Source organism: Streptomyces sp. NL15-2K (assembly GCF_030551255.1).
In the GTDB taxonomy this organism is placed as follows: domain Bacteria; phylum Actinomycetota; class Actinomycetes; order Streptomycetales; family Streptomycetaceae; genus Streptomyces.
The window spans coordinates 5,473,403-5,496,555 of the sequence record NZ_CP130630.1 but is presented as its reverse complement, the minus strand read 5'-3'; the positions used below and the strand labels follow the sequence as shown (position 1 = coordinate 5,496,555).

Sequence of the window (23,153 nt, the reverse complement as noted above, 5' to 3'; positions counted from 1 at the left end):
CTGGTCCACCATGGAGATCAACAGTGATGTGACGGATCGTCAGCTGCTCGACACCGCGCCGGCCTGGATGAGCCTCATGGCGTCGTTCAGCACCGGGCTCCTGGAGTCGTTGCTCGAGGACAGCGGTACCGCCGAGGACTTCGCCTCGCGCCTCGGCCTGGTGCCGTACGCCACCGAGATGACCCTGGAACTCCTCGCCTCCTACGGCTTCGTGCACCAGGAGCGGGGGGAGTTCAGGGCGTCCGACGCGTTACGGCGGTACGACAAGGACACGCCCGGCGGCCTCCGGCTGCACCTCGCACTCAGCGCCCATGCCGGTGACTTCCTGCGGTCCGGCAAGCCCTTCCTGACCATGGACGGTTCCCTGGAGGAGCGTCAGCGGACATACCGTCAGGTGGCCCCCGGACTGCGGCCCATCTTCGCGGACCTGGCGCGCGCCTGTGCCGCCGCGCTGCCGCCCGTGACGGGGGAGATCCTGGACGTGGGGGCAGGGTCGGGAGTGTGGAGCCTGGCCTTCGCGGAGGCCAACCCGGCGGCGACCGTGACCGGGCTGGACCTGCCGGAGGTCGCGGAGGGCTTCCGTGCACAGGCCGAGGAGCGCGGACTCGGCGGGCGCGTCCGCACGGTCGCCGGGGACTACCACACCGCGGCCGTTCCCGAGGGCGCCTGCGAGCTCGTCATCCTTGCCAACATCCTGCACCTGGAACCACCGGACCGGGCCCGCTCCCTGGTCGCACGCATGTGGCGGGCCGTGCGGCCCGGCGGCCGGCTGATCGTCGTGGACACCCTGCGCTCCGGAGAGGATCCGCCGGCCCGCATACGGACGATGTACACGATGGCCCTGGCGATGCGAACGGCGTACGGACGGGTGCACACGCGCGCAGACGTCGAGAGATGGCTCACCGAGGCCGGAGCGCGCACCGTCCGGGAGGTGCGCCCGCCGCAGGGCACCCGGCGCCAGGAGTTGACCGACATCCTGGTGGCGACGGCCGGCGAGGAGGAGACCAAAGGCGCCGCGGGCGCCCCCGCCGCGACGTCGGCGTACGCGGGCGAGGACCGGGACAGGGCGCGGTGAGCACCCTCGACAGGGTCACCGTCCTCGGCGGAGGCCCGGCCGGGCTGGCCACCGCGCTCCGGCTGCGGAACCTCCGCCTCGCCGAGGAGATCACCGTCCTCGACAAACAGCACCCGACGGCGTCGGCCGGGTGGGGCATCTCGCTCGACGACGCCGCGCTCGCCGTACTGGACGGAATCGACCCGATGGCCGGTGCCAGGGTACGGACGGCGATGCACGGCTGGGACACGGTGAGCCTGTGCCGCGGAGACGAGGAGGTCACGGCCTCCGGCTCCCGCCTCGCCGCCGTCACCCGGGACGTGTTCCTGCGCGTCCTGCGACAGCGGTGCCAGGACGTCGGCGTCAGGCTGGAACACGCCGCCGCCGACCCGGAGGCGGCGCGCGAGCAGGTGCGCAGCGCGGACCTGGTGGTGGGGGCGGACGGCGTCAACAGCCAGGTCAGGACCGCGTTCGCCGAGGATTTCCGGCCGCGGGTGGCCCTGGGGGCCAACCACTACGTGTGGCTCGCCGCCGAGAGCGACCGGCTCCGCCCCTGCGTGCTGCTGCGCACCACGCCGTACGGGACGATGTTCGCCTCGGTCTACCCGTTCGCTCCCGGGCGGTTCACCTTCATCGTGGAGTGCGGCGGGCCCGTGTGGGAGCGCAGCGGTCTCGCCCGCAAGTCCGCGGACGAGTCGCTGGCCGTCCTGCGGTCCGTCTTCGCCGAGGACCTCGGTGACGGCCGGCTGCTCGCCGGAACGGCCGGCTGGTCGCGGTTCGCCACCGTCCACAACGATCGGTGGCACACCGCCGGAGCGAAGGCCGTGCTCGTCGGAGACGCCGCGCACACGGCGCACTTCTCGGTGGGGCTCGGCACCCGGCTCGCCGTCGAGGACGCCGCCGAACTGGGGTCCTGCCTGGCGCGGCACGACGACCGGGAAACCGCCCTGCGGGCCTACGAGGCGGCACGGCGCGTCCCGGTGGAGGAGGGGCAGGCGCGAGCCGCCGAGAGCCAGGCGTGGTTCGAGCGGTGCGAGCGGTACCGCCACTTCCCCATCAGCCAGCTGGCGTTCTCCTGGCGCGCCCGCCAGCCCACCACCACCTTCGCCAGGCTGCGCGGCATGGATCCGGCGTTCACCGAGCGGGTGTGCCGGGCGCTCGGTGGCGGACCCCCGACGGACGGCGGCGAGCCGGTGAGCGTTCCGTTCGATTTCCCCGCCGTTCGGCCCGGCACGTCCTGCTCACCGTGCCGGGTGCCGAGCCGGACGGTGCACGTCCTGGACGACGAACTGGCCCGGGATCCGCGCCTGCTGGGGGAGCCCGGGCCGCAGGAGCCCGCGTTCCCGGCCGGCCTCGTCCTCGCGGGGCGCGCCCTGCTCGACGGGGTGGCCGCACTCGCCGGGCTCGATACGCGGACCGCCCGGCCGGTCGAGGTGGACCTCCGGCCGCTGCTGCGGCGGCTGTCCGCAGCCGCGGGGAACACGGCGACCGCCGTGGACCGGGCGTCGGCCGCGGTGGCCGCCGCCTCCCGCCGTACGGGCTCGCCAGTGATCCTGCGGCTGGAGGCCGAAGCCGTGGACGCGGGCCGCTCGACGCTCGCCGGGCGGCTGGTGCTGGACTTCGTCCGCGCCGTCGCCGACCGCGGCGCCCGTGCGGCCGTCCACCTGGTGCCCGGGCCCGGCGAGCGCGGCACCGGCGACGCGGACGGTCCCGGTGAGGCCCTGCGGCTCGGACTCGGGGCGAGCGACCTCCTCCGCAACGAGTACCGCTGTCCCACCGTGGTCACCGGGCCGTGGACCAGGGACGCGGCGAACACCGCGATCGGCGCCGGGCGCGTGGACCTCGTGGGCGTGCTGCGCCGGCCGGGCGACGGTGCCGGCGCGCCGGGCGGGGTGGCCGACGCGGCCGGGACGCCGGCGGCCCGGGACATGCGACGAGAGACGAGAAAGGACCGGGTGACGCGGTGACGCAGCATGCCGAGGACGGCCTGGCAGGCCGGGAGAACGTAGGCCGGGACAACGTAGGCCGGGAGAGCGCAGGCCGGGACGATGTAGGCCGGGAGAGCGCAGGCCGGGACGATGTAGGCCGGGAGAGCGCAGGCCGGGACGATGTAGGCCGGGAGAGCGCAGGCCAGGACAATGCAGGCCGGGAGAGCGCAGGCCGGGAGAACGCAGGCCAGGACAACGTAGGCCGGGAGAACAGGGACGGCGACTACCGGGAGATGGCGCGGTGGGACGACCCGCTGCGGCTGCCGACCGGCATGCGGGCCCTGTGGATCGCCACGCAGAAATACGCGTCACAGGCGGTCTACGTGCTCGCGAAGCTTTCGGTGGCCGATCTGCTCGCCGACGGGCCCATGGCCCCCGCCGACCTCGCGGCCGAGACGGGGGCCGACGCGGACGCCCTGTACCGGACGCTGCGCTGCGCCGCGTCGGTCGGGGTGTTCAGAGAAACCGAGGACGGGCGGTTCGAGCTCACCGCCGAGGCCGAGGTGCTCCAGGAGGGCCATCCGCAGAGCATGCGGGACCTGATCATCCTCCACGGCGAGGACATCTCCTGGCGGCAGTACGAGGAGATCCTGTACAGCGTCCGTACCGGGCGCCCCGCGTTCGACCGGGTGTTCGGGGCGCCGGTCTTCGACCACCTGAGCGCACACCCGGAGAAGGACGCCCTGTTCCACCGGGCGGGTGCGCAGGTGGCGTCCGCCGTCACCGACGCATACCTGGGTTCCTACGACTTCGGCGCGTTCCCCACCATCGCGGACATCGGTGGGGGCAGCGGCTGGTTCTTCGGCCGCCTCCTCCAGCGGAACCCCGGTGTCCAAGGGATCGTCCTGGACCGGCCGTCAGGGCGCGAGCAGGTGGAGAAGGCCTTCGAGGAACTCGGGGTGACCGACCGGGGCGCCTTCCTGCCCGGCGACTTCTTCACGTCCGTCCCGGTCGGCTACGACGCCTACCTGCTCAAGTCGATCCTGCACGACTGGTCGGACGAACAGTGCGCCACCATCCTGCGCCGGGTCCGCCAGGCGATGGGCGCCTCAACGGCACGGCTCCTCGTCCTCGACTCGGTGCTGGCGCCCGGAAACAACCCCGACCACGGCAAGCTGCTGGACATCCACATGCTGGTGACGTTCGGCGGCAAGGAACGCACCCTCGCCGAGTGGAAGGAACTCCTTGGCAGAGGTGGGTTCGAACTCACGGGCATCGGCGGACAGGACCAGTGGCCCGTCCTGGAGTGCCGTCCCGTCCCCGGACCGGCCTGAGGCGCGGGGCGGTGGGCCGGATGCGCGAGATGACGGCGACCGTTCGCCAGGCGGAGGAGAAGGAGTGGGACGCCCTCGACGCCGTACTGTCCGAGGCGTACGGGAGGCAGCAGCCCCCCGACGTGCGGGCCGCCCAACGGGAGATCTTCGAGTTCGACCGCGCGCTGGTCGCGGAAGACGAGGGGCGGATCTGCGGGTGCGTCTCGGGCTACGCTCTTCGGATGAGCGTACCGGGGAGCGTGGTCCCGGCAGCGGGCGTCACCTGGTGCGGAGTCCTGCCGACCCACCGCAGGAGGGGCATGCTCACCCAGCTGATGCGCCGACAGCTGACGGACATTCACGAGCGGTGGGGCGAGCCGGTCGCGGCCCTGTTCACCACCGAGCCGCCCATCTACGGCCGCTACGGCTACGGAACGGCCAGCCACGAAATGCTGGTGACGGTCCCCCGCTGGGCGGGCGCCCTGGTGCAGGACGCGCCGTCGGACCCAAGCATCCGGCTGACCAGCGTCGATCCCCTCGAAGCGGTCCCGTTGGCCGAGCCCGTCCACGCCGTGGCCGCCCGGCGGCGGCCCGGGATGCTGCTCCGGGGGGCGGCCTGGGCACGGCACGCCGTCGCCGACCCGCCCTCTCTGCGCGGCGGGTCAAGCCCGCTGCGCTGTGTACTGGCCGTGCGAGGCGATGAGGTCCTCGGCTTCGTCCGCTACGCCACGATCCCCGCCGCGGACGGGGGGATTCACGCCGGCACGGTACGGGTGCGGGAGATCTGCGCCGTCGAACCCGCCGCCGGCACGGCGCTGTGGCGGCATGTGCTCGACCTCGACCTGACCGCCGCGGTGGTGGCCAGGATCCCCGTCGACGACCCGCTGCTGCGGCTGCTCGTGGATCCGCGCAGCGCGAGGCCGACGGTGTCGGACCAACTTCACCTGCGGCTGGTGGACGTGGGCAGGGCCCTGGCGGCACGGACCTACGCGGCGGACGTCGACGTGGTCCTGGAGGTCAGGGACTCCTTCTGTCCCTGGAACGCGGGACGCTGGCGGCTCTCCGGCGGCAGGGACGGCGCCGCGTGCGAGGCCACCGGCGATCCCGCGGACGTGAGCCTCGGCGCGCGGGAACTGGGGGCGGTCTACCTGGGCGGTACCTCGGTGTCGTCCCTCGCCGAGGCCGGGCTGGTGGAGGGGCGCGGTCCGGCGGCCGTGGCCCGTCTCTCACGCGCCCTGGTGAGCGACCTCGCGCCGTTCACCGCCTGCCGATTCTGACAACTGTTACAACTGTTCGATCGACACCCGGGAGTGGTACCCATCACGCACAGCGAGGAAGAGGAAACGACCGGCATCGAGACCCCCGCCGATCAGGGGAGTGTCTGGAGAAACCGGAACTTCACACTGCTGTGGACAGGGCAGTCCCTGTCCTGGATAGGCACCCAGATCACCCAACTGGCCATTCCTTTGGTGGCCGTCGAACTGCTCGACGGATCCCCTTTGCAGGTCAGCATGGTGCTCGCCGCGGAGTTCTTACCGGCTCTGCTCTTCGGAGTCTTCGCGGGCGTCTGGGTGGACCGTCTGGACCGGCGAACGGTTCTCATCCTGACGGACATCGGCAGGTTCCTGTCGCTCCTGGCCATCCCGGTGCTGCACTGGACCGGCCACCTGCAGTTCTTCTACCTCTACGCCAGCGTCTTCCTCACCGGCACGCTGACCGTCTTCTACAACGCGGCCTACCAGGCGCTGGTACCCACGGTCGTGGCGCAGGAGCAACTGCTGGAGGCGAACGGGAAGCTGGAGATGTCCCGCTCGATCGCCCAGGGCGCGGGCCCCGCCTCCGGCGGTGTGCTCGTCCAGGCGCTCACGGCCCCCGTCGCGGTCGTCGCGGACGCCGCCACGTACCTGGCGTCGGCGTACGCGGCTTTCCGTATGAAGGTGTCCGCCCCCCGTCCGGAGCGGGCCGAGGGCGGCTCGTTCCGCACCGAACTCGCCGAGGGGGTGCGCGTCGTGGCCCGCCATCCCATCCAGTGGCGGCTCGCCGTCTCCGCGGCCTGGGACAATTTCTTCGGCGCGGGGATCCTGGCCCTCTTCGTCTACTACACCAGCCGTGAGCTGGACCTGTCCGCCCTGCTGATCGGCGTGGTCCTCGCCTCCGGCGTGGTCGGTGCGGTCGCCGCCTCCATGCTGCTGCGGCGCTTCAGCGTGAGCGCCCAGCCGCGAGAAATGATCATCGCGGGGGCTCTGGTACGCGGCCTGGGCTGTCTGCTCGTACCACTGGCGGGTGGCCCCACGGCCCTGGCGGTGCTCGTCCTGTGCCTGGGGCAGGTCCTGTCGCAGGCCGGCCTGGTGACGCTCATCTCCAGCGCCACCACTTGGCGGCAGATGATCACACCCAATCATCTGCTCGGACGCGTGGTCGCCACCTCCATGTCGCTGCTGTTCGGCGCGATCCCCCTGGGGGCCGCGGGCGCCGGCGTGCTCGCCGACGCGACCGACACGCGCACCGCGCTGTTCGTCGCCGCCGTCGGCACCTTGACGTCGGCCGCCTGGATGCTCGGACTGCGCCCGGCTCCCGCCGACGCTGTCGACGAAAGGCCCTGACCAGGGGCGGACCGGCGCGGCGGGGGACGGCACGGCGGGGGGCGGTGGCGGCCGTCTTTGGGTCGTGCGGTTGGCCGCCACCGTCTGTGGTTGGTGCGGTTGGTGACGACCGTCTGTGGTTGGTGCGGTTGGTGGCGACCGTCTGGTTGGTGCGGTTGGCCGCCACCGTCTGTGGTTGGTGCGGTTGGTGGCGACCGTCTGGTTGGTGCGGTTGGCCGCCACCGTCTGTGGTTGGTGCGGTTGGTGGCGACCGTCTGGTTGGTGCGGTTGGCCGCCACCGTCTGTGGTTGGTGCGGTTGGTGGCGACCGTCTGGTTGGTGCGGTTGGCCGCCACCGTCTGTGGTTGGTGCGGTCGGTGGCGACCGTCTGGTTGGTGCGGTTGGCCGCCACCGTCTCTGGTTCGTGCGGTCGGTGGCGACCGTCTGGATCGTGCGGTCGGCCGCCACCGTCTCCGGACCACGCGGTCGGCCGCCCCACCGTCTCCCCACCACCCGGACGGCCGCCCCCGGCCCCGGCTCAGCCGTCCCCAGGCCACAACCACCAGGTGCTCGGGCCCAGCTCGCGGTACCCGAACTCCCGGAAACGTGACTGGCTCATGGCGCCGGACGAGCCGAGGGTGGGGGTGTGCGGATGCTCGTTCATCAGGGCTTTGATCAGTCCGCCGCACAGGCCCCGGCGACGCATCGTGTGCAGTGTCGCCCCCCAGTACAGGCCGGTGCTCCGGCCGTCGTGGTAGCTCATGACGGTTGCCGCCGGCTCACCCGCCACCACGGCCAGGAGGATGGAGACCGCGGAGTCGTCGAGGATCGTGCGGGGGTACAGACTCCCGGGAGGCGCGGCAGCCAGTTCCGGCTGTTCGAACCCCTCGGCGACGATCCGCTCCGCGATCTCCAGATCCGTGCGGTCATCGACCCGGCGCAACGTCAGTCCCGGATCGAGCACCTCGCCGGGCCGCGGATCGTAGCGGAAGAGAACCGTGGTGTCGGCCCGGACCAGCCCCGCGCTCTCTCCGTCGAAGCTCCCGAAGGGATCCTCCAGCACCCAGGCGCCCTTCGGCGAGAAGAAACTCCTCAGGCCGGCCACCGCCTCCGCGGTGTCGAGGCACGGGGCGACGACGATGGCCCGGCGGTGGCCCGGGCACTCCGCGTCGATCGCGGCGACGCCGTGGTCCTCGTGGGTACGGCATCCCAGTGCCGCCGCGAAACTCGCGTTCAGTGCCAGGGCGTTGTCCACTATGGCGGACACGCCCGGATCGGTGTTCAGCAGCGGACCTCTCCTTCCATGACTCGTCCTTCCAGGCTCGTCCTTCCACGGCTCGCTCACTTCTCGAAGCTCACTTCTCGAACAGCAGATGCCAGTGGTAGGAGCCGACGCGCCCCTGCTCGATCTCGGAACCGTCCAGCAGGCGCAGACCACGGTGGAGCCTGAGCAGGTCGTCCATGTCGCAGTACAGATGCGGGTGCACCTTGTCGTCGGCGGCCCCCGGCTGGACGAAGGTGTTGGGCGAGATCTCCGTACCCTTGCCGTACTCGGAGTTGCGTTTGGACAGCATGGTCGACTGGTAGAGGCCACCGGGGCGCAGGACGCGACGGATCTCACCGAGCGCCGCCGCGAGGTCGTCCTCCGTGCCGTGGTAGACGACGTTCCAGGCGAGGACGTAGTCGAAGGACTCGGACTCGTACGGCAGCGACGCGAAGTCGGTGACGCGCAACCGCAGGTCCAGGCCCTCCTTCCGGGCCAGTTCGCGTGCGTACACGATGCCGGACTCGCTGCGGTCGACGCCGTGGGTCTCCAAGCGGGCCTCCGCCAGGGCCCGCGTATGCCTGCCTATCCCGCAGCCCACGTCGAGCACCCGGCGGCCGCCCATGGCACGCACGGTGCCGATGACCTCAAGGACCCGCGGCTCGGGGGTTCCCCAGGCCGAGCGTCCCTCCTCCGTCCGCCACTGGGCGTCCCAGTGGATGTGGGCCCCGTCGGCGCGGGTGTCGGGATACTGCGCGCTGTCCGTCATCGCTGCTCCTGTCGCCAGAGGGAGAACCGTTGCGTGCAGTCCGCCGCGTCGAGCCGTGGCCGTGGCGGCGGCGGGGAGAGCCGCGGTGTGTGGGCGCAGACGAGTGACGCGCCCTCGGACATCTCCAGGGCGTCCCGCAAGCGGCGGCGGAGTTCCGGCAGGGTGTCGGCGACCCATGCGTGCCGGTAGCCCAGAGCCGTGGCCACCGACGCCACTTGGGCGGGCGTGCGCAGCAGAGTCGTCTGCCCGCCCGAACTCTCGTAGTGGCCGTTGAAGACGACCACGTGGACCAGGGGAGCGGGGCCCGCGGCCGGCGCGTAGAGCGCCCCGCCCAGGCCCATCGCGAAGTTGCCGTCGCCTTCGAGCACCACCGCCGGACGGCCGGTCGCCTCGCGGTACCCGCAGGCCACCGAGGTCGCCAGACCCATGCCGCCGAACAGGTAGAAGGTGCCGGGCCCGTCCGCCAGATGGGCCACCTCACGGGTGAGGAACCCGTTGCCGACGAACAGGGCGACATCGCGTTCCGCCGCGTTGACGGCTACCTCGACGGCCACCTGCGGGCGGGTGGGCGCGGCCTCGCTCACCCCGGCGGGATCAGCACCGCGGCCGACGTGCGGGACATCCAATTCCGATGCAGCCAATGGGCCAGACTCCTGGGTTCTTCGACGGGTGTGAGCGTGCGCTGACGGATGCCGACGGCACGCAGGACGGCGCTCGCGCGCTCCCCGACCGCCACGTGGTGGGGGAGAGTGTCGCCGCCCGTTCCGGACATCCCCATCACGATGCTGACGGGGACCTGTGACGCGCGAGCCAGGGAGAGCAGCGCGTCGATGCTGTTGCCGAGGCCCGCGTTCTTCATGAAGACGAACGCGGTCTCGCCGCCCAGACAGGCACCGACCGCGGCACCCACGGCCAGGTCCTCGCGCGGCATGTGGGTCAGCGGTATGTGCTGCTCCGTCTGCCGGAGGAGCGGGGCGAGGACCGAGTCGGGCACGCCGTAGGCGCGGCGGTAGCCGGACTCGACGAGGGCGTCGGCGAGCCGGGACTGCAGCGATGGCTGCGGGCCGGGCCCGGTCATGCGCCCTTGCCCGCCAGACGGGGCACGACACGCCGGGTGTTGGTGTACAGCACGTCCTTGTCGACGAAGTCGGCGAGGGTGGACGCCCACTTCCCGGACGGCACGGTGTCCCAGTGGGGGTAGTCGGATCCGAACAGGATGTTGTCGCGGCCGATCGCCTCGCACGCCCATCGCACGTGCCGCTCGTCGGGGTCGGGAACGACGGCGAAGTGCTGGGCGAACACCTCGCTCGGAGCCGTGTCGGAGCTGCTCAGCCGCCGGACGTGGCTGTCGAGCAGGCCGAGGAACCCCGGGATCCACGAGACGCCGGACTCCAGCATGACGATCCTCAGCCCGGGAGGGAGGCCGTCACCGCGGGTGAGCAGGTCGGTCAGGGCGATCATGTGCTCGCCCATGTGCCCGAACGCGTGGGTGAGGGTGTAGTCCTCGTACGCGTCGGCCAGCGGGGACCACTGGTGGCAGCCGGTGCCGCCGTGCACGAACAACACCAGGCGTTGCTCGGCGAGCGCCGTCAGGACGCTGGTGAACGACTTGCCGCTGAGCCGGTCCTGGGCCGTGCGCGCCGTCGGCCGCACGACCGCCCCGACCAGGTTCGGGTCGTCCCGGTACTGCTCCAGCAGCCCCGCGCTCCACTCCGGGTCCTCCGCCGACAGCAGGGCCGCCCACCTCAGATCGAGTCCGGACCGCTCACACGACCGCTTGGCCAGGAGGTTGTAGCCCTCCAGCAGACCACGTCGGACCCGCCCGTCGGCGACGGACTGCACGGACAGTCCCACGAAGCCGGGCTGCAGGACAGCGGCGCTGATGCCGTGCTCGGCCATGAACGCCCGCCGGTCGTCGTCCGCGCCCGGGCCGATCAGGTGACCGAGGCCCTTGGGGTTGCCCTGGCCCCTGCCGGCGGGTTTGGGATACAGCTCGTCCCCGATGCGCAGCCGGCTCCGGCCCTCGTGGTCCAGGATCTCCGGCAGGACCGGCAGGTCGACCTCCCCGGCTATGGACTCCCACAGCTCACGTGGATGGTCGGTGAAGTGGGTGTCGCAGTCGAGGTACCCGGAATTCTGCATGGATGGCCTCCTTCGATGGGGCTGGTGTGCGTGTCGGAGCCGGGTGGAGCCCCCTCCGCCGAGGGGGTCTGGTCCCGGGCCCGCTCCGCCGAGGGGCCCGGGACCGGGTCAGCCGCTGACGAGAGCGGCCTGCCGGAGACGGTCGGGGGTGGTGGCGCCGACCAGCCGCATGGTCAGGCGGAGTTCGTCCACGATCTCCCTCAGCACCCGTACGGCACCGTCGTGGCCTTCCGCGGCCAGCGCGAGCAGCACCGGCCTGCCCACGAGGACCGCCCGGGCGCCCAGCGCGAGGGCGACAGCCGCGTGTTCCCCGCCGCGGATGCCCGAGTCGACGTAGACCGGGATGTCGTCGTCCAGCTCCGCCCGGACGCCGGGCAGTGCCTCGATGCTGCTGATCGACCGGCCGAGCTGGCGGCCGCCGTGGTTGGAGACGATGACCCCGCTCGCACCCGCGGCGACGGCGAGCCGGGCGTCCTGCGGGTGCAGGACGCCCTTGACCAGTACGGGCAGGCGGGTGGAGGACACGAGACGGGCCACGTCGTCCCAGGTGCATTCCGGGTGGGGGAAGACACTGTCCAGGACCTCCTGGGGACTTCCCGGGACCTCGGCCGACAGCTTCCGGAAGGCCGGGCTCTTCACGATCGCCGGTGGCGCGAGGGCGAAGCGGTCGAAGCCGTTGGCCCGGTCACGGTTGCGGCGGCCGACGGTCGGCACGTCGACGGTGCAGACGAGCGCCGTGTAGCCGTGGTCCTCGGCCTCCTGTACCAAGGCATGCGTCAGTCCGTGGTCCCGCAGGATGTAGATCTGCCGCCAGCGCAGCCCGTCACCCGCCTGAGCCGCGACGTCCGCCGCGTCCATCGACGAGAACGTCGACAGGCAGTGGCCCAGGCCCAGGGAGGCCGCGGCGCGCGCGGTCTCCACCTCGCCGCCCGGGTGGTACAGGGACTGGAGCCCCATGGGGGAGACGAGCACCGGAGCGCTCAGCGTGCCGCCCGTCACCCGCACGGTGAGATCGGGCGTCACCGGTGCCCCCAGCATCCTGGGAACGAAGGCGTACCGGTCGAGCATCCCGGTATTGCGCCGGAGCGTGCTCTCGTCGCCGGCCCCGCCCAGGCAGTAGTCGAGGGGACCGGCCCCCACGGCCTTGCGGGCGGCGTCGGCGAGTTTCTGGAATTCCCCGGAGTCCACAGTCGGCAAACCCTCCCTGCAAGGGGACAGGAGTGACCCGATAATTCGAGCCGGATTCAGTCTGCGGAGGTGACCGTGCCAGTGTCCACAGTCGGCGGTGGCACTTCGTCCGGTACGAACGTGGAGCACTCGCTGGAACCTTGGTATAGCGTGCCGGGACGTTCGCGCCGAAACCTTGACGCGGAATTTCGGGCACGGTTCCATTGCTGCGACACACGACTCCGGCGGGAGGATTGTGGGCCGCATGGAAGATCCACAATGGTGGAGCAATCGAATCTTCTGCATGGTCGGACCCGACGCTGTCAGACGCCAGCTCGTCGGTGAAATTCTGGACCAGTTCTCGGAAATCGGAATCAAGCTGCTGGCCTGGCGGTCGGCGAATATCGGGCCGATGTGCGTCGATGCCATGAGCGAAACTCAGGGAGCGGCGGCGGGCCAGACGTACCGGTACCGTGCCATGGACGCCCTCTTCGCCCTGGGGCCGGTCGTGCTGCTCGTGCTGGAGGACACCGAGGGGCGTGACCACGACAGCCTCTACAAGGCGGCGAACGAACTGAAGGGACATTCCGATCCCCGGCTCGCCGCATCCGGAACCATCCGGAATTCCCTGGGCGCCGTCAACGTGGCCATGAGCCTGCTCCATGTGTCGGACTCCGCCGCGCACTCGGCGAGGGAGGCCGTCCTGCTGGGGGGCGCGGCCCGGCCCGCCGACTACTCGTCGGCCGATCGGATGGCGGACTACCTGACCCTGCTGCGTGCTGCCCAAGCCCCTGAGACGAGGCTCTTCCCGCAGGCCCTGGCGGGTGTTCGCGGACGGCTGCTGAGCGCGTGCTGGGGCAGTCTGACGGAGAACGGCCGGCGACTGGCGGCGGAGCGCGCCGCCGAGGGACGACTGGCCGAGGCCGAGTGCGGTCGCCTGCTCGCCGCGGAACTCCCGCGGGGCGGGACCGAAGACCAGTTCGCCGAGTTGCTCAGCATTCCGTTCGACGGCAGTGAGCCGCCCTGTGACATGGACCGGGTGCAAAGTCTTCTGCGCCTTCACTCACTCGGTCTCGACTCCTGGGAGCACGCGGTCCTCGCCACGTCCAACTACTTTCCCCCGATGCGATGAATTTCTCCCCGACGCGATGAAGCCGATGGCGCACTGAAGGAGTTGGAGCATGGGATCCGAAGAGTACTGGAACGTTGTGACCACCGTCGGAAAAATCCAGCCCAGCCAGCGGGAACTGTCCACGGTGCCCGCGGCTGTCGAGCGTATGGACCCGCACCGCCTCTACAACGAGATCGTGGACTCCCGTGTCTACACCCTGGCGCTGCGCAATCTGCTCCGCCTGCCCGAGAACGACCGCACCGGAAATGTCGCCGTCGTGGTCCAGGAACTCGAGAAACTTGAGGAGGCCGAGGCGGAACGGCGCGGGCTCGCGCTGCCCGAGACCCGCCGCGTACTGGAGACGCTGGGGGAGGCCGACGTACACGTCATCAAGGGTCTCGCGCTGCGCGAGCATTATCCGGACCCGGAAGTCAGGCATATCGGCGACCTCGATCTGCACGTTCCCGACTGGGCGACGGGATTACGGACGGCGACTCGGCTCCGCGGCATGGGATGGGAGTGGGACACCGACGAATTCCCGTGGATCAAGTGGACGGACGGAGGCTCGCTGTACGGGCAACTGACCATGGTGCTCTCCGACGGCGCGGCCGACGGTGCCGCGCACAGCCGCGTCGATCTGCACATGGGACCCTTCTCCGTCGGGCATTCCGCGCTCATGCCGCTCGTCGGCTGGCGGAAGGGGAAGATCCTGGGCGTCCCGGCGACCGTGCCGTGCGCGGAGAGCGAACTCGCCCTCATCGCCGCCCATGCCGTCAACGACGGACTTCTGTCCATGAAGGACATCAACGACGTGCAGGCCGTGCTCCGTGACAACCCGCACGTCGACTGGGCATCGGTCGAAGAGCTGTGCCGTGCGGCAGGCGCGTCGCAGGCCATGGCGGACCTGGCGGCGGCGGTCGCCTCGGTGTACCCGCAGACCGTGGTGCCGCTGTGGCGGGACGGCATGCGCCGGCCGCGTGAGGACGGCGATCCCTACTTGTCGATCGGCGCCGAGTCGAGGACCCACCGCGCGGAACGCGTACACCGGCTCACCCTCGCCGACGAACAGGCGCGCGGACGCGAACCGTCCGTGGCCGCGGAACTGGCCGCGGAGGCACGGCGGTACTTCTCCGCCGACCTCGTGCCCCGCCTCGGCAGCCCTGGAATTCCCGGCCCCGAGGCCCCGCACCGGCGCAGGGACCTGTGCTGGAGGCTGCTTCCGCGGAGCACCTGGGCGAGGCTGGACACCACGCGCCCGCAGCGGGAGCCGGCCACAGCCACGCCGGTCCCCGCGCCCCGTACCGAGACGGAACTCGCCGACGGTCTGCACCTGATCCGCGCGGGAACCGCCTCGGTGCTGCTGGCGGGTACCGAGGTACTGGTGCCGACGGTCTGGGGCGACGTGGACCCGGCGAGCATCGCCCTGGCCGAAGAACTGGCGAGCCACCGCGGTGCGCCGTGACCCGTGGGCGGCGACATGGGTGAACACGTGGTGGAGGTCCATGAGGAGTGCGTCGACCCCGTCGGCTGGGACCACGTCGTGGACCGGTCGGGCGCCCCGCTCTTCTACCGCTCGGACGTGCTGCGCTCCTACCGGCGTCACCCCTTGCAGGAGACGCTCGACCAGTACTACCTCACGGTGCGGCGGCGCCGGACCGGCGCGGTCGAAGCGGTGCTGCCGCTCTTCCGGCTGCCGGCCGCCGACCCCCTGGGCGTCATCGGATCGGTCCTGCCCTCGTTCCGCGAGGGTGGGGACCCGGTGCTTCTGTCGCACGTGTGGCACTGGTACGACACCCGTCTGCCGGCTCTCAGCGCCGACCCGGCGCTGGTGGACGCCGTCTGCCAGGCCGTCGAGTCACTCGCCGCGGAGTGCGGCGTCCAGGCGTTCGGCTTCATCAACGTGCTGGAGGACAGCGAACTGGCCACACTGCTCGGCAAGACGCGGCTGCGCGGCGTGTGTGCCGACGCCCGCTACACGGTGGACCTCATGGCCTTCCGTACCGCCGAGGACTACATCACCGGCCTGCCCCGCGGCCCGCGCCAGGACCTCAGGCGGCAGTTGCGGCGGGCGCAGGCGGCAGGAGCGCGGACAGCCGTCGAGACCGAGCCGGACGAGGCCACGCTTCGGGACGTCGCCTCACTGTGCCGCGCCACCGCGGCCAAACACGGCAACCCCGGCTGGTACCAGCCCGCCCGCCTGACCGGGTTCGTGCACGGCGTCGAGGCGGGGCTGCGGCTGCTGACGGTGAGGATCGCGGGCCGGCTGGTCGCCGCGTCGATCTCCTTCACCGACGGCACGGTGTTCCACAACTGGACGGCCGGCTCGCTGCCGCCCGCTCGGCTCTCGTTCAGTCCGTACGCCGTGCTGTTCCACGCCAGTCTGCGGGCGGCCCTGGACGAGGGATGCGAGCTGCTGGAGGGAGGGCGGCGCAACGACGACTGGAAGACACGGCTCGGTATGACCAGACGGCCGCTGAGCTGCTGGCTGGCCGGAACGTGAGCTGCTGCGTCCGCGCAGGGACGCCGCAGCGTTCTACGGAGGTGGTCGGGCTTTCAGGTCACGGGCTTTCCTCAGGTCACGGGCTTTCCTGAGGTCAGAAGAGCCCGTGCCGGTAGGCGTACAGCCCCGCGCGCAGCCGATCGGGCTGGTGGACCTTGTGCATCGCCTGGGAGAGGTGCTTCTTGACCGTGGCTTCGGAGATGCTGAGGTTCTTGGCGATCTCCGCGTTGGACAGCCCGTGGCTCAGCGAGCTGAGGACCATGCGCTCGCGGCTGGTCAGCCCGGCCGACTCGGGCGGGGTCTCAAGGGCCGCTCCCGGAGGGAAGCGGTACTCAGGCGCGGGGACGAACGCCATGCCGTGGCCGGCCACTATGGTCACCGCGCTCACGATCTGACGGGAGTCGGAGCTGGGATTGACGTAGCCGCACGCTCCGGCCGAGAGCAGCAGGGCGATCTCGCTCTGGTCGCTGACGTCCCAGAAGGCGATGACGCGGAATCCGAGGTTGCTGCCGAAGGCGCTCAGCCGCCTGACGTAGGCCAGGTCCTGGCTCTCGTTCACCTGGCCGACGATGACGACGTCCGCCCCTGATGCGCGTGCGAGCGTCCGGTCGACGGCGTCGATGTCCCGCGAGTCGAGGATCTCGACATCGAAATGGGGGCCGAGCAGCTCCTGCATGCCCACCCGTACCGTCGTTCTCTCTTCGAGTAATGCCACTTTCACAGCCATGCCGACACTCCCTGAGGGCTTCCCGAGCGGTTCCTTGGCCTTGGTCACATCCGTGCGCGGGACGTCGTCGACCCGCATCAGCGGATCTCAAGGCTGAACGGGTGTATCAAGGGCCCGGACGACGGAAGCCCCAGGCTGCTGGTGATGCGGGAGAGCGGATCGCCGACACCGGCCCACGCCGACCGCGTGGCGGCCAGTCGGTCGTCGCTCGACCGCGGTGGCCGCAGCAGTGTGGAAAGGCCGTTCTTCGGATACCTCACGACGGGCGCGTCCCCGGGCAGGCCTGCCCGGGACCTGGCCATGCCCACGGCCGTGTGCAGGTCGCCGACCGTGTCGACCAGGCCGCGTTCCCGGGCGTCGGCGCCGGTCCACACGCGGCCTCGCGCGAGTTCCCGCATGCGTTCCGGATCCATCTGCCTGCCCTGGGCGGCCCGGTCGACGAAGTCGGTGTAGACGCGGTCCAGCCAGGCGTTCAGGCGTTCGACCTCGTCCTCGCTGAAGGGCAAGGTCTTGGAGAACATCCGGGAGTGTCTGCCGCCGACGGAGACCCCGTCCACCCGGACACCGACGCGTTCCAGCAGTTCCGACAGCACCGGCTTGCCACCGAAGACGCCGATCGAGGCGGTCAGCGAGCCCGCCTGGGCCACGATCGCGTCCGCGCCCATGACCACGAAGTAGCCGCCCGACGCCGCCACTGAGCCGAGCGAGCCGATGACCGGCTTTCCGCAGCGCTTGGCTCTCGCCACCTCCCTCCAGATCGCGTCGGAGGCGGCGTAGGAGCCGCCGGGGCTCTCCACCCGCAGCACGATGGCCTTGACGTGCGGGTCGGCGATGGCCGCCCGGAGCGCGTCGGTCGTGGTGGCCGAGCCCACCGTGCGCCCGGGGCTGCCGCGTCCGAGCCGGATGGTGCCGTGCAGATGGATGAGGGCCACCCCGTCCCCGCGCCGGAAGGGAAGTGAGGAGGGAAGTCGGAACTCGCGGCTGCGCGCGTAGTGGGTGACGTACCGCAGCCGGCAGTCGTCGCCGAACTTCGTGCGGAGGGCGTCGTAGACCTCGTCCCGGTAGGACAGCCGGTCCACGAGCCCGGCTTCCAGGGCCTCGGAGGCGAGGAGCGGAGCGCGGTCCATGACCTGGCGCACCTGATCGGTCGTCAGGCCGCGGGACTCGGCGATGCCGCCGGCGATCAGCCCGGTCAGCGAGTCCACCACCTGCTCGTCGGACTCCCGGTGGGCCTTGGTGTAGCCGTTCTCGGTGAAGGTGTTGGCCGCGGTCTTGTACTCGTGGCGGCTGCCCGCGTCGATCCGGACGCCGATCCTGTCCATCGCCTCCCGTGCGAACGGCGCCTGCATCGTGACGCCGATCAGGCCGAGGTCTCCCGAGGGCTGGAGGTGGATCTCCGAGAAGGCGCTTGCCAGGTAGTACAGCAAGGTGCCTTGATCGAATTCCCCCATCGACTCCGACCAGGCCACGGTGTGCTTTCCCGCGGCGCCGAAGCGGAGGACGGCGTGCCGGAGCTCTTCCACCACGCCCAGCTTCATGCGCCCGGGGCCGATCTTGGCGATCAGACCGGCCACCCTGTCGTCGGTCCGCCCTCGCTCGAGCCCGAGGAGGAGGTCGGGCAGTTTGGGCTTCTGCGAGAGCGGCAGCGTGGGCACCGGGGAGTTCGCGGGCACCATCCGGACTCCCTCGGTCAGGTCCAGCTCCAGGATGACCGGTTCAGCCGCCGACCGCTGCCCGAGCCGGGACAGCTGTCCGCCGAGCCGTGAAGTGGCGGCCTGTAAATCTGGCATGTGGGTACCCGCTTTCTGCAGGGATGGGATGGGCAGGGCGGAGTCGGGGAAGGCGCTTCGCCGGTCACACAGGACCCGACGACGTGTCGGTTCGATGTGGGGAAGGACCGGCTGCCGGGCCGATCTCGACCGGTACGACAGGACAGGCGGCGACCGATTTCCGGACCGGGGCTGTCGTACGGCGACACGGGGATTGCGCGCCCGTTTCGAATCACTGGTCGGCGGCCACCCCGAAATGATCTGCGGCGAATCAGGAGGGTGCGCCGAGGCGACGGCAGTGATTGTTTTCGCGAGGCTCTGTCAGTTGATGACACCCGGAATGGAGATGATGTGGAGCCCCGGTGAAGAATGAGCGCAGACTGTGTTCGGGTTATCGTGTCGAGAGTCTGAATGCAGAGGGCACAGACCGAGCGGCTGCTGGCCCAGGTCTGTGTTCCGCCGACGGGTGAGTGGAACCCGCGTGGTGCGGCCATGTACAGACAGGGTCCGGGTCCTTTGCGGGTCGTCTCATCCCCGACCTCCTCATTCCGATCGCTCGTCCCCGTGTTTAACCCTCTCAGCTGATCGGTCCGGCAATGTTAAGCACGCAGAAATAGTCCCGCAAGGTGTTCGCCCGAATTACGCGGCGGTTGTCGGCGGCAGTCGTGGTGCGGGCGATGAGGACCGCGACGCACCACGCCTGGTTCCACGGACGGTCCGCGACTCAATGAAGGGGGCGGCTGCTCGTGAGCTCGGTGGTGAGGTCCTGGAGCGCCGCGCAGACCTCTGCGGGCGACGTCAGTATGGCCAGGTGGTGCGCGCGGCGGCGCGCCACCCGCCACCCCCGGCGCTCGGCCTCGGCGGCCTGCTGCTCGTACGCGTCGGAGAGCCTCAGGAAGGCGCTGCGAGCGGGCGTCACTCCCTGGTCCGCGGGTGCGCGTTCCGCGAAGTAGGACAGGGGAGGACGCGGCAGATCCCCGCAGAACCGGGTACGCGTCGCCTCGTCGGGCACCAGTCCCTCGAGGGTTCCGGGCGGGAACCACTGGTCCCACGGCGGCAGCCTGCCCTCCGTGGCCAGGTCCCTGACCTGCGCTTCCAGTGGTTCCGGTGCCGCGTCGAGCCAGCTCTGGCCGGCGTGCGGGAGTATGGCGTCGACGAAGACCACGCCGAGCGCCGTGCCCGCGAGGCCGTTCGACACCGCGGGCAGCAGAGGGCCGGCGCCGCTGTGCCCCACGAGCACCACGCTCCGGCCGGCGTGTCGGCGGTCGACGGCCTCGGCGACGGCCGAAACGAGCCTGGGGTAATACGGCGGCGGACCCTCGAGCACACCTCGCAGGGAGGGTGTGACCGTGGGACGGCCGTGGGCGCCGAGGAGCTCCGCCGTCGGATGCCAGGTCAACTCTCCGAACACAGGGCTGTGGATCAGTACCAGAACGGGTTCTTCGTGAATGTCGATCTCCACCTTGATATTTGCTTGACCAGTCGCATTCCCCCGTCGTATCCGCCGCGCTGAATGGCTCCAATTTTAAAGCATGGCGGGGGATGCTGTGGCATGTCGGAAATGCGTGCGAGTCGCGACGGCCCGGCTGCCCGCTCGTGTTCCCGGTATGCCGGTGCGGTGATTTCAAGCCAGGGCGGCAGTAGAGCACCGCGTGCGCTATGAGCGAACGAGTCACTCGACCGGAGTAGGTCCGGCGGTCTGAGGTTAGGGTTCTTTCAACGGCCGTGGTTTCGGTGACCGCTGGTGCCGGACCTCGCTCGTTTCGGACGACGCACGGACTGAAATGCCATGGCGGCCCAGTCGTCGTGGACGAGAGGTGGATACATGAGCCATTTAATGCCTGCCGCTGCTGGTGGCGACTCGCCCATGGTCGGCGGTATCGGCGACCAGGTGTACAGCCGGCTTCTCGGCGAGCGGATCATCTTTCTCGGGCAGCAGGTTGACGACGACATCGCCAACAAGATCACGGCGCAGCTTCTGCTCCTTGCCGGCGACCCGGACAAGGACATCTTTCTGTACATCAACTCGCCGGGCGGATCGATCACGGCGGGTATGGCGATCTACGACACGATGCAGTACATCAAGAACGACGTCGTGACGATCGCCATGGGTCTGGCGGCCTCGATGGGGCAGTTCCTGCTCACCGCGGGCACACCGGGCAAGCGCTTCGCGCTGCCGAACGCCGAGATCCTCATTCATCAGCCGACCGCGGGTCTCGCCGGCTCGGCCACGGACATCAAGATTCACGCCGAGCAGCTCCTGCGCACCAAGCGGAAGATGGCCGAGCTGATCGCCCATCACTCGGGACGCACCATCGAGGAAGTCACGCACGACTCCGACCGCGACCGCTGGTTCTCCGCCGAGGAGGCCAAGGAGTACGGCCTCGTCGACGAGGTCATGGGATCGGCGTCGGCAGTGCCCGGTGGGGGCGGCACCGGAGCGGGCAACGGATGAGGGGCGACGCCGGCATCCCGCCGCCGGTGGGTCCTTCACGACCGTTCCCGGAAGGCGGCAGCACTCCCCTCGCCGATCGCGGGCTGAACGCGGAGGCCAGATACGTCCTGCCACGCTTCGTCGAGCGCACGACGCAGGGTGCGCGGGAGTACGACCCGTACGCGAAGCTCTTCGAAGAACGGGTGATCTTCCTGGGCGTCCAGGTCGATGACGTCACGGCCAACGACATCATGGCCCAACTGCTGTGTCTCGAGGCGACCGACCCGGACCGGGACATCTCGCTCTACATCAACTCGCCAGGTGGCTCCTTCACGGCGATGACGGCGATCTACGACACCATGCAGTTCGTCAAACCGGAGATCCAGACGGTCTGCATGGGCCAGGCCGCCTCCGGCGCGGCTGTGCTGCTGGCAGCGGGCACACCGGGCAAGCGGATGGCGCTCGCCAGAGCGCGCGTCTTGATCCACCAGCCGTCGGCCGAGACCGGGCGGGCTCAGGTGTCCGACCTCGAGATCCAGGCCAACGAGCTGTCGCGGTTGCGGGAACAGCTGGAGGAACTGATCTCCAGGCACTCGTCCCGGAGCGTCGAGGACGTTCGTCGGGACATCGAGCGGGACAAGATCCTCACAGCCGAGGGGGCTCTCGACTACGGACTGATCGACCAGATCATCACGACACGCGGCGCCGCCTCCCGCGTGTGACGGTGATGCGACGAGGCCGTTCGAGCCGCGCGCGGCTCGAACGGCCTCCGTCCGGCCCGGCCTGCCTGTCGCCTGGTGCAGCCCGCTACACCCTCTCCACGGGTACCTCCTCGGCGCCTGGATGCTGCCCGAGACGGTGCTGCTGATCCGGCGGATCGCCGGTGCCGAGCGGGGTCTGACGGCCGCGTGGACGGGGCGGCGGATCCCCGAGGCGTATCAGAGCATCAGCGGGACGCTGCGCGAGCGGCTGCGGATCGCCGTACGGGATCCCGCAACGCTCACCGACCTGCGCTGGATGCTCGCCTACTACTTCTACGGCGCCCTCGTCTTCCTCGCGCTGCCGCTGTGGCCCGTCGGGCTGGTCGACGACGGCGTGGGGTACGGGCTGCTGCGGCGGCGTGCCGTCGTGCTGCCGTTGATCGTCCGGCTCGCCGACCTAGGGCCCTTCTGATGGATCTCCGCGGGAGAAGGAGCGGCGTCCGGTGCGGCGAGAGTGCGTGCCGGGCGTCGCGACGCCGCGGAGATCCATCAGAAGGGCCCGAGGCCCACTGGTCGACCGCGCTGCTCGTGCCGTCGCCGCGGGCGCAGCTGGCCGCGCGGGTCGAGGAGCTGACGGAGACCCGGGCCGACGCGATCGCCGCGCACGGTGCCGAGCTGCGCCGGATCGAGAGGGATCTGCACGACGGCGCGCAGGCGCGGCTGGTGGCCCTGTCGATGCGGATCGGGCTGGCCAAGCGTGCCTACGACCGTGATCCCGAGGCCGCCCGCAAGCTGCTGGACGAGGCCGAGGAGGGCCCTGACCGAGCTGCGGCACGTGGTGCGCGGCATCCATCCGCCGATCCTGACCGACCGGGGGCTGGTCGGCGCGGTGCGGGCGCCGGCCGCGAGCAGCGGCCTGACCGTGGCGGTGGAGGACGATGGTCTGGAGGAGGGCGTGCGGGCGCCGGCCGCCGTGGAGGCCGCCGCGTACTTCGTCGTGGCCGAGCCGCTGACCAACGCCGCCAAGTACAGCGGGTCGCCGCGGGCGGAGGTGGGCCTCGCCCGTACCCGGCGCGGGTTGGTGCGGGTACGGGACGAGGGGCGGGGCGGCGCCGACGAGACCGGCGGTGGCTCGGGGCTGCTGGGTATGCGGCGGCGGGTCGCCGCGCTGGGTGGAGTTGCCGTGCGTGTGGTGATCGCCGAGGACAACGCCTTGCTGCGCGAAGGGCTCGTGCTGTTGCTGACGTCCTCCGGGCACGAGGTGGCCGCCGTCGTCGGCACCGGGCCGGAGATCCTGCCCGCGCTGCTGGAGCATCGCCCGGATGTCGCGGTGCTGGATGTGCGGATGCCGCCCGGCTTCCGGGACGAGGGGCTGCGGGCGGCGCGGGTCGCCCGCGAGAAGATCCCCGGGCTGCCGGTGCTGGTGCTCTCGCAGTACGTCGAGGAGTCGTACGCCGCGGAGCTGTTGGGCGGGGGCGCGGGCGGTCTCGGCTATCTGCTCAAGGACCGGGTGGGGCGGGTGGACGAGTTCCTCGACGCGCTGGAGCGGGTCGCGGGCGGGGGTACGGCCCTCGACCCCGAGGTGGTGACCGAGCTGCTGACCCGTCGCCGCGACACCCCGCTCGATGCGCTCACCCCCCGCGAGCGTGAGGTGCTGAAGGCACACCCCCAAGTGACGCGGGCGGCGCAGGCG

The 23,153-nt window shown here is 70.8% G+C and carries 20 protein-coding genes and 2 pseudogenes; 13 read left to right on the top strand and 9 right to left on the bottom strand.

The annotated features are described in order from the left end of the window. The first annotated feature begins 10 nt into the window (after positions 1 to 10). Genes Q4V64_RS24595 through Q4V64_RS24575 form a run of 5 tightly spaced genes read left to right on the top strand, consistent with a single transcriptional unit; the run spans position 11 to position 6,898 of the window. Positions 11 to 1,075, top strand: coding sequence for a class I SAM-dependent methyltransferase (locus Q4V64_RS24595; RefSeq protein WP_124440948.1), 1,065 nt, complete (start codon positions 11 to 13; stop codon positions 1,073 to 1,075). Continuing rightward, entirely contained in the window at positions 1,072 to 3,021 is a 1,950-nt protein-coding gene (locus Q4V64_RS24590; protein WP_124440949.1) for an FAD-dependent monooxygenase, read from the top strand. The genes Q4V64_RS24595 and Q4V64_RS24590 overlap by 4 nt, the downstream gene beginning before the upstream one ends. Further along, on the top strand, positions 3,018 to 4,316 hold the full coding sequence (locus tag Q4V64_RS24585) for a methyltransferase (protein ID WP_303711502.1): 1,299 nt from the start codon (positions 3,018 to 3,020) through the stop codon (positions 4,314 to 4,316). The genes Q4V64_RS24590 and Q4V64_RS24585 overlap by 4 nt, the downstream gene beginning before the upstream one ends. 20 nt (positions 4,317 to 4,336) lie before the next feature. Beyond that, positions 4,337 to 5,572: a GNAT family N-acetyltransferase gene (locus tag Q4V64_RS24580; RefSeq protein WP_124440951.1), complete on the top strand. Its 1,236-nt coding sequence runs from the start codon at positions 4,337 to 4,339 to the stop codon at positions 5,570 to 5,572. A 33-nt stretch (positions 5,573 to 5,605) separates the two neighbouring features. Then, positions 5,606 to 6,898 (top strand): MFS transporter, encoded by a 1,293-nt coding sequence (locus Q4V64_RS24575; RefSeq protein WP_172629254.1) that lies wholly within the window; start codon positions 5,606 to 5,608, stop codon positions 6,896 to 6,898. Positions 6,899 to 7,414: 516 nt separating this feature from the next. On the opposite strand, the gene Q4V64_RS24570 is transcribed toward Q4V64_RS24575, so the two are convergent. From Q4V64_RS24570 to Q4V64_RS24545, 6 genes are all read right to left on the bottom strand, one after another. Further along, entirely contained in the window at positions 7,415 to 8,143 is a 729-nt protein-coding gene (locus Q4V64_RS24570; RefSeq protein ID WP_124440953.1) for a hypothetical protein, read from the bottom strand. A gap of 88 nt (positions 8,144 to 8,231) precedes the next feature. Beyond that, complete coding sequence (locus Q4V64_RS24565) at positions 8,232 to 8,909, bottom strand: class I SAM-dependent methyltransferase (RefSeq protein ID WP_172629255.1); 678 nt, start codon at positions 8,907 to 8,909, stop codon at positions 8,232 to 8,234. Further along, the gene (locus Q4V64_RS24560) at positions 8,906 to 9,550 is read right to left on the bottom strand and encodes a thiamine pyrophosphate-dependent enzyme (RefSeq protein ID WP_124440955.1); all 645 of its coding nucleotides are present in this window, start codon (positions 9,548 to 9,550) and stop codon (positions 8,906 to 8,908) included. Before Q4V64_RS24560 ends, Q4V64_RS24565 begins: the two co-directional genes overlap by 4 nt. Then, a complete protein-coding gene (locus tag Q4V64_RS24555) occupies positions 9,490 to 9,987 on the bottom strand; it encodes a thiamine pyrophosphate-binding protein (RefSeq protein WP_124440956.1) in 498 nt (165 codons plus the stop codon). The genes Q4V64_RS24560 and Q4V64_RS24555 overlap by 61 nt, the downstream gene beginning before the upstream one ends. After that, a complete protein-coding gene (locus tag Q4V64_RS24550) occupies positions 9,984 to 11,051 on the bottom strand; it encodes an amidohydrolase family protein (RefSeq protein ID WP_124440957.1) in 1,068 nt (355 codons plus the stop codon). The genes Q4V64_RS24555 and Q4V64_RS24550 overlap by 4 nt, the downstream gene beginning before the upstream one ends. Before the next feature lie 108 nt (positions 11,052 to 11,159). After that, a complete protein-coding gene (locus tag Q4V64_RS24545) occupies positions 11,160 to 12,239 on the bottom strand; it encodes an alpha-hydroxy acid oxidase (protein ID WP_172629257.1) in 1,080 nt (359 codons plus the stop codon). A 244-nt stretch (positions 12,240 to 12,483) separates the two neighbouring features. Between Q4V64_RS24545 and Q4V64_RS24540 the strand changes: the two genes are divergently transcribed. Genes Q4V64_RS24540 through Q4V64_RS24530 form a run of 3 tightly spaced genes read left to right on the top strand, consistent with a single transcriptional unit; the run spans position 12,484 to position 15,829 of the window. Continuing rightward, positions 12,484 to 13,350 (top strand): nucleoside-diphosphate kinase, encoded by an 867-nt coding sequence (locus Q4V64_RS24540; RefSeq protein WP_124440959.1) that lies wholly within the window; start codon positions 12,484 to 12,486, stop codon positions 13,348 to 13,350. A 49-nt stretch (positions 13,351 to 13,399) separates the two neighbouring features. Next, entirely contained in the window at positions 13,400 to 14,791 is a 1,392-nt protein-coding gene (locus Q4V64_RS24535) for a nucleotidyltransferase family protein (protein WP_124440960.1), read from the top strand. Positions 14,792 to 14,806: 15 nt separating this feature from the next. Further along, complete coding sequence (locus Q4V64_RS24530; protein ID WP_124440961.1) at positions 14,807 to 15,829, top strand: GNAT family N-acetyltransferase; 1,023 nt, start codon at positions 14,807 to 14,809, stop codon at positions 15,827 to 15,829. Between the two features lie 94 nt (positions 15,830 to 15,923). Here Q4V64_RS24530 and Q4V64_RS24525 read toward each other — a convergent pair whose 3' ends face one another. From Q4V64_RS24525 to Q4V64_RS24515, 3 genes are all read right to left on the bottom strand, one after another. Beyond that, on the bottom strand, positions 15,924 to 16,556 hold the full coding sequence (locus Q4V64_RS24525; protein ID WP_124440962.1) for a response regulator transcription factor: 633 nt from the start codon (positions 16,554 to 16,556) through the stop codon (positions 15,924 to 15,926). A gap of 77 nt (positions 16,557 to 16,633) precedes the next feature. Next, a complete protein-coding gene (locus tag Q4V64_RS24520; RefSeq protein ID WP_124440963.1) occupies positions 16,634 to 18,346 on the bottom strand; it encodes a S49 family peptidase in 1,713 nt (570 codons plus the stop codon). Between the two features lie 703 nt (positions 18,347 to 19,049). Beyond that, a complete protein-coding gene (locus Q4V64_RS24515) occupies positions 19,050 to 19,787 on the bottom strand; it encodes an alpha/beta fold hydrolase (protein ID WP_253267038.1) in 738 nt (245 codons plus the stop codon). Positions 19,788 to 20,150: 363 nt separating this feature from the next. On the opposite strand from Q4V64_RS24515, the gene Q4V64_RS24510 reads away from it, so the two are divergent. From Q4V64_RS24510 to Q4V64_RS24490, 5 genes and pseudogenes are all read left to right on the top strand, one after another. Then, on the top strand, positions 20,151 to 20,780 hold the full coding sequence (locus Q4V64_RS24510) for an ATP-dependent Clp protease proteolytic subunit (protein WP_124440984.1): 630 nt from the start codon (positions 20,151 to 20,153) through the stop codon (positions 20,778 to 20,780). Further along, positions 20,777 to 21,481, top strand: coding sequence for an ATP-dependent Clp protease proteolytic subunit (locus tag Q4V64_RS24505; RefSeq protein ID WP_124440964.1), 705 nt, complete (start codon positions 20,777 to 20,779; stop codon positions 21,479 to 21,481). The genes Q4V64_RS24510 and Q4V64_RS24505 overlap by 4 nt, the downstream gene beginning before the upstream one ends. A 61-nt stretch (positions 21,482 to 21,542) precedes the next feature. Further along, positions 21,543 to 21,932: a sensor domain-containing protein gene (locus tag Q4V64_RS24500; protein WP_303715628.1), complete on the top strand. Its 390-nt coding sequence runs from the start codon at positions 21,543 to 21,545 to the stop codon at positions 21,930 to 21,932. A gap of 89 nt (positions 21,933 to 22,021) precedes the next feature. After that, positions 22,022 to 22,631, top strand: a pseudogene (locus tag Q4V64_RS55180) (histidine kinase); the annotation flags it as partial. A gap of 12 nt (positions 22,632 to 22,643) precedes the next feature. Further along, positions 22,644 to 23,120, top strand: a pseudogene (locus Q4V64_RS24490) (response regulator); the annotation flags it as partial. Between the last annotated feature and the right edge of the window lie 33 nt (positions 23,121 to 23,153).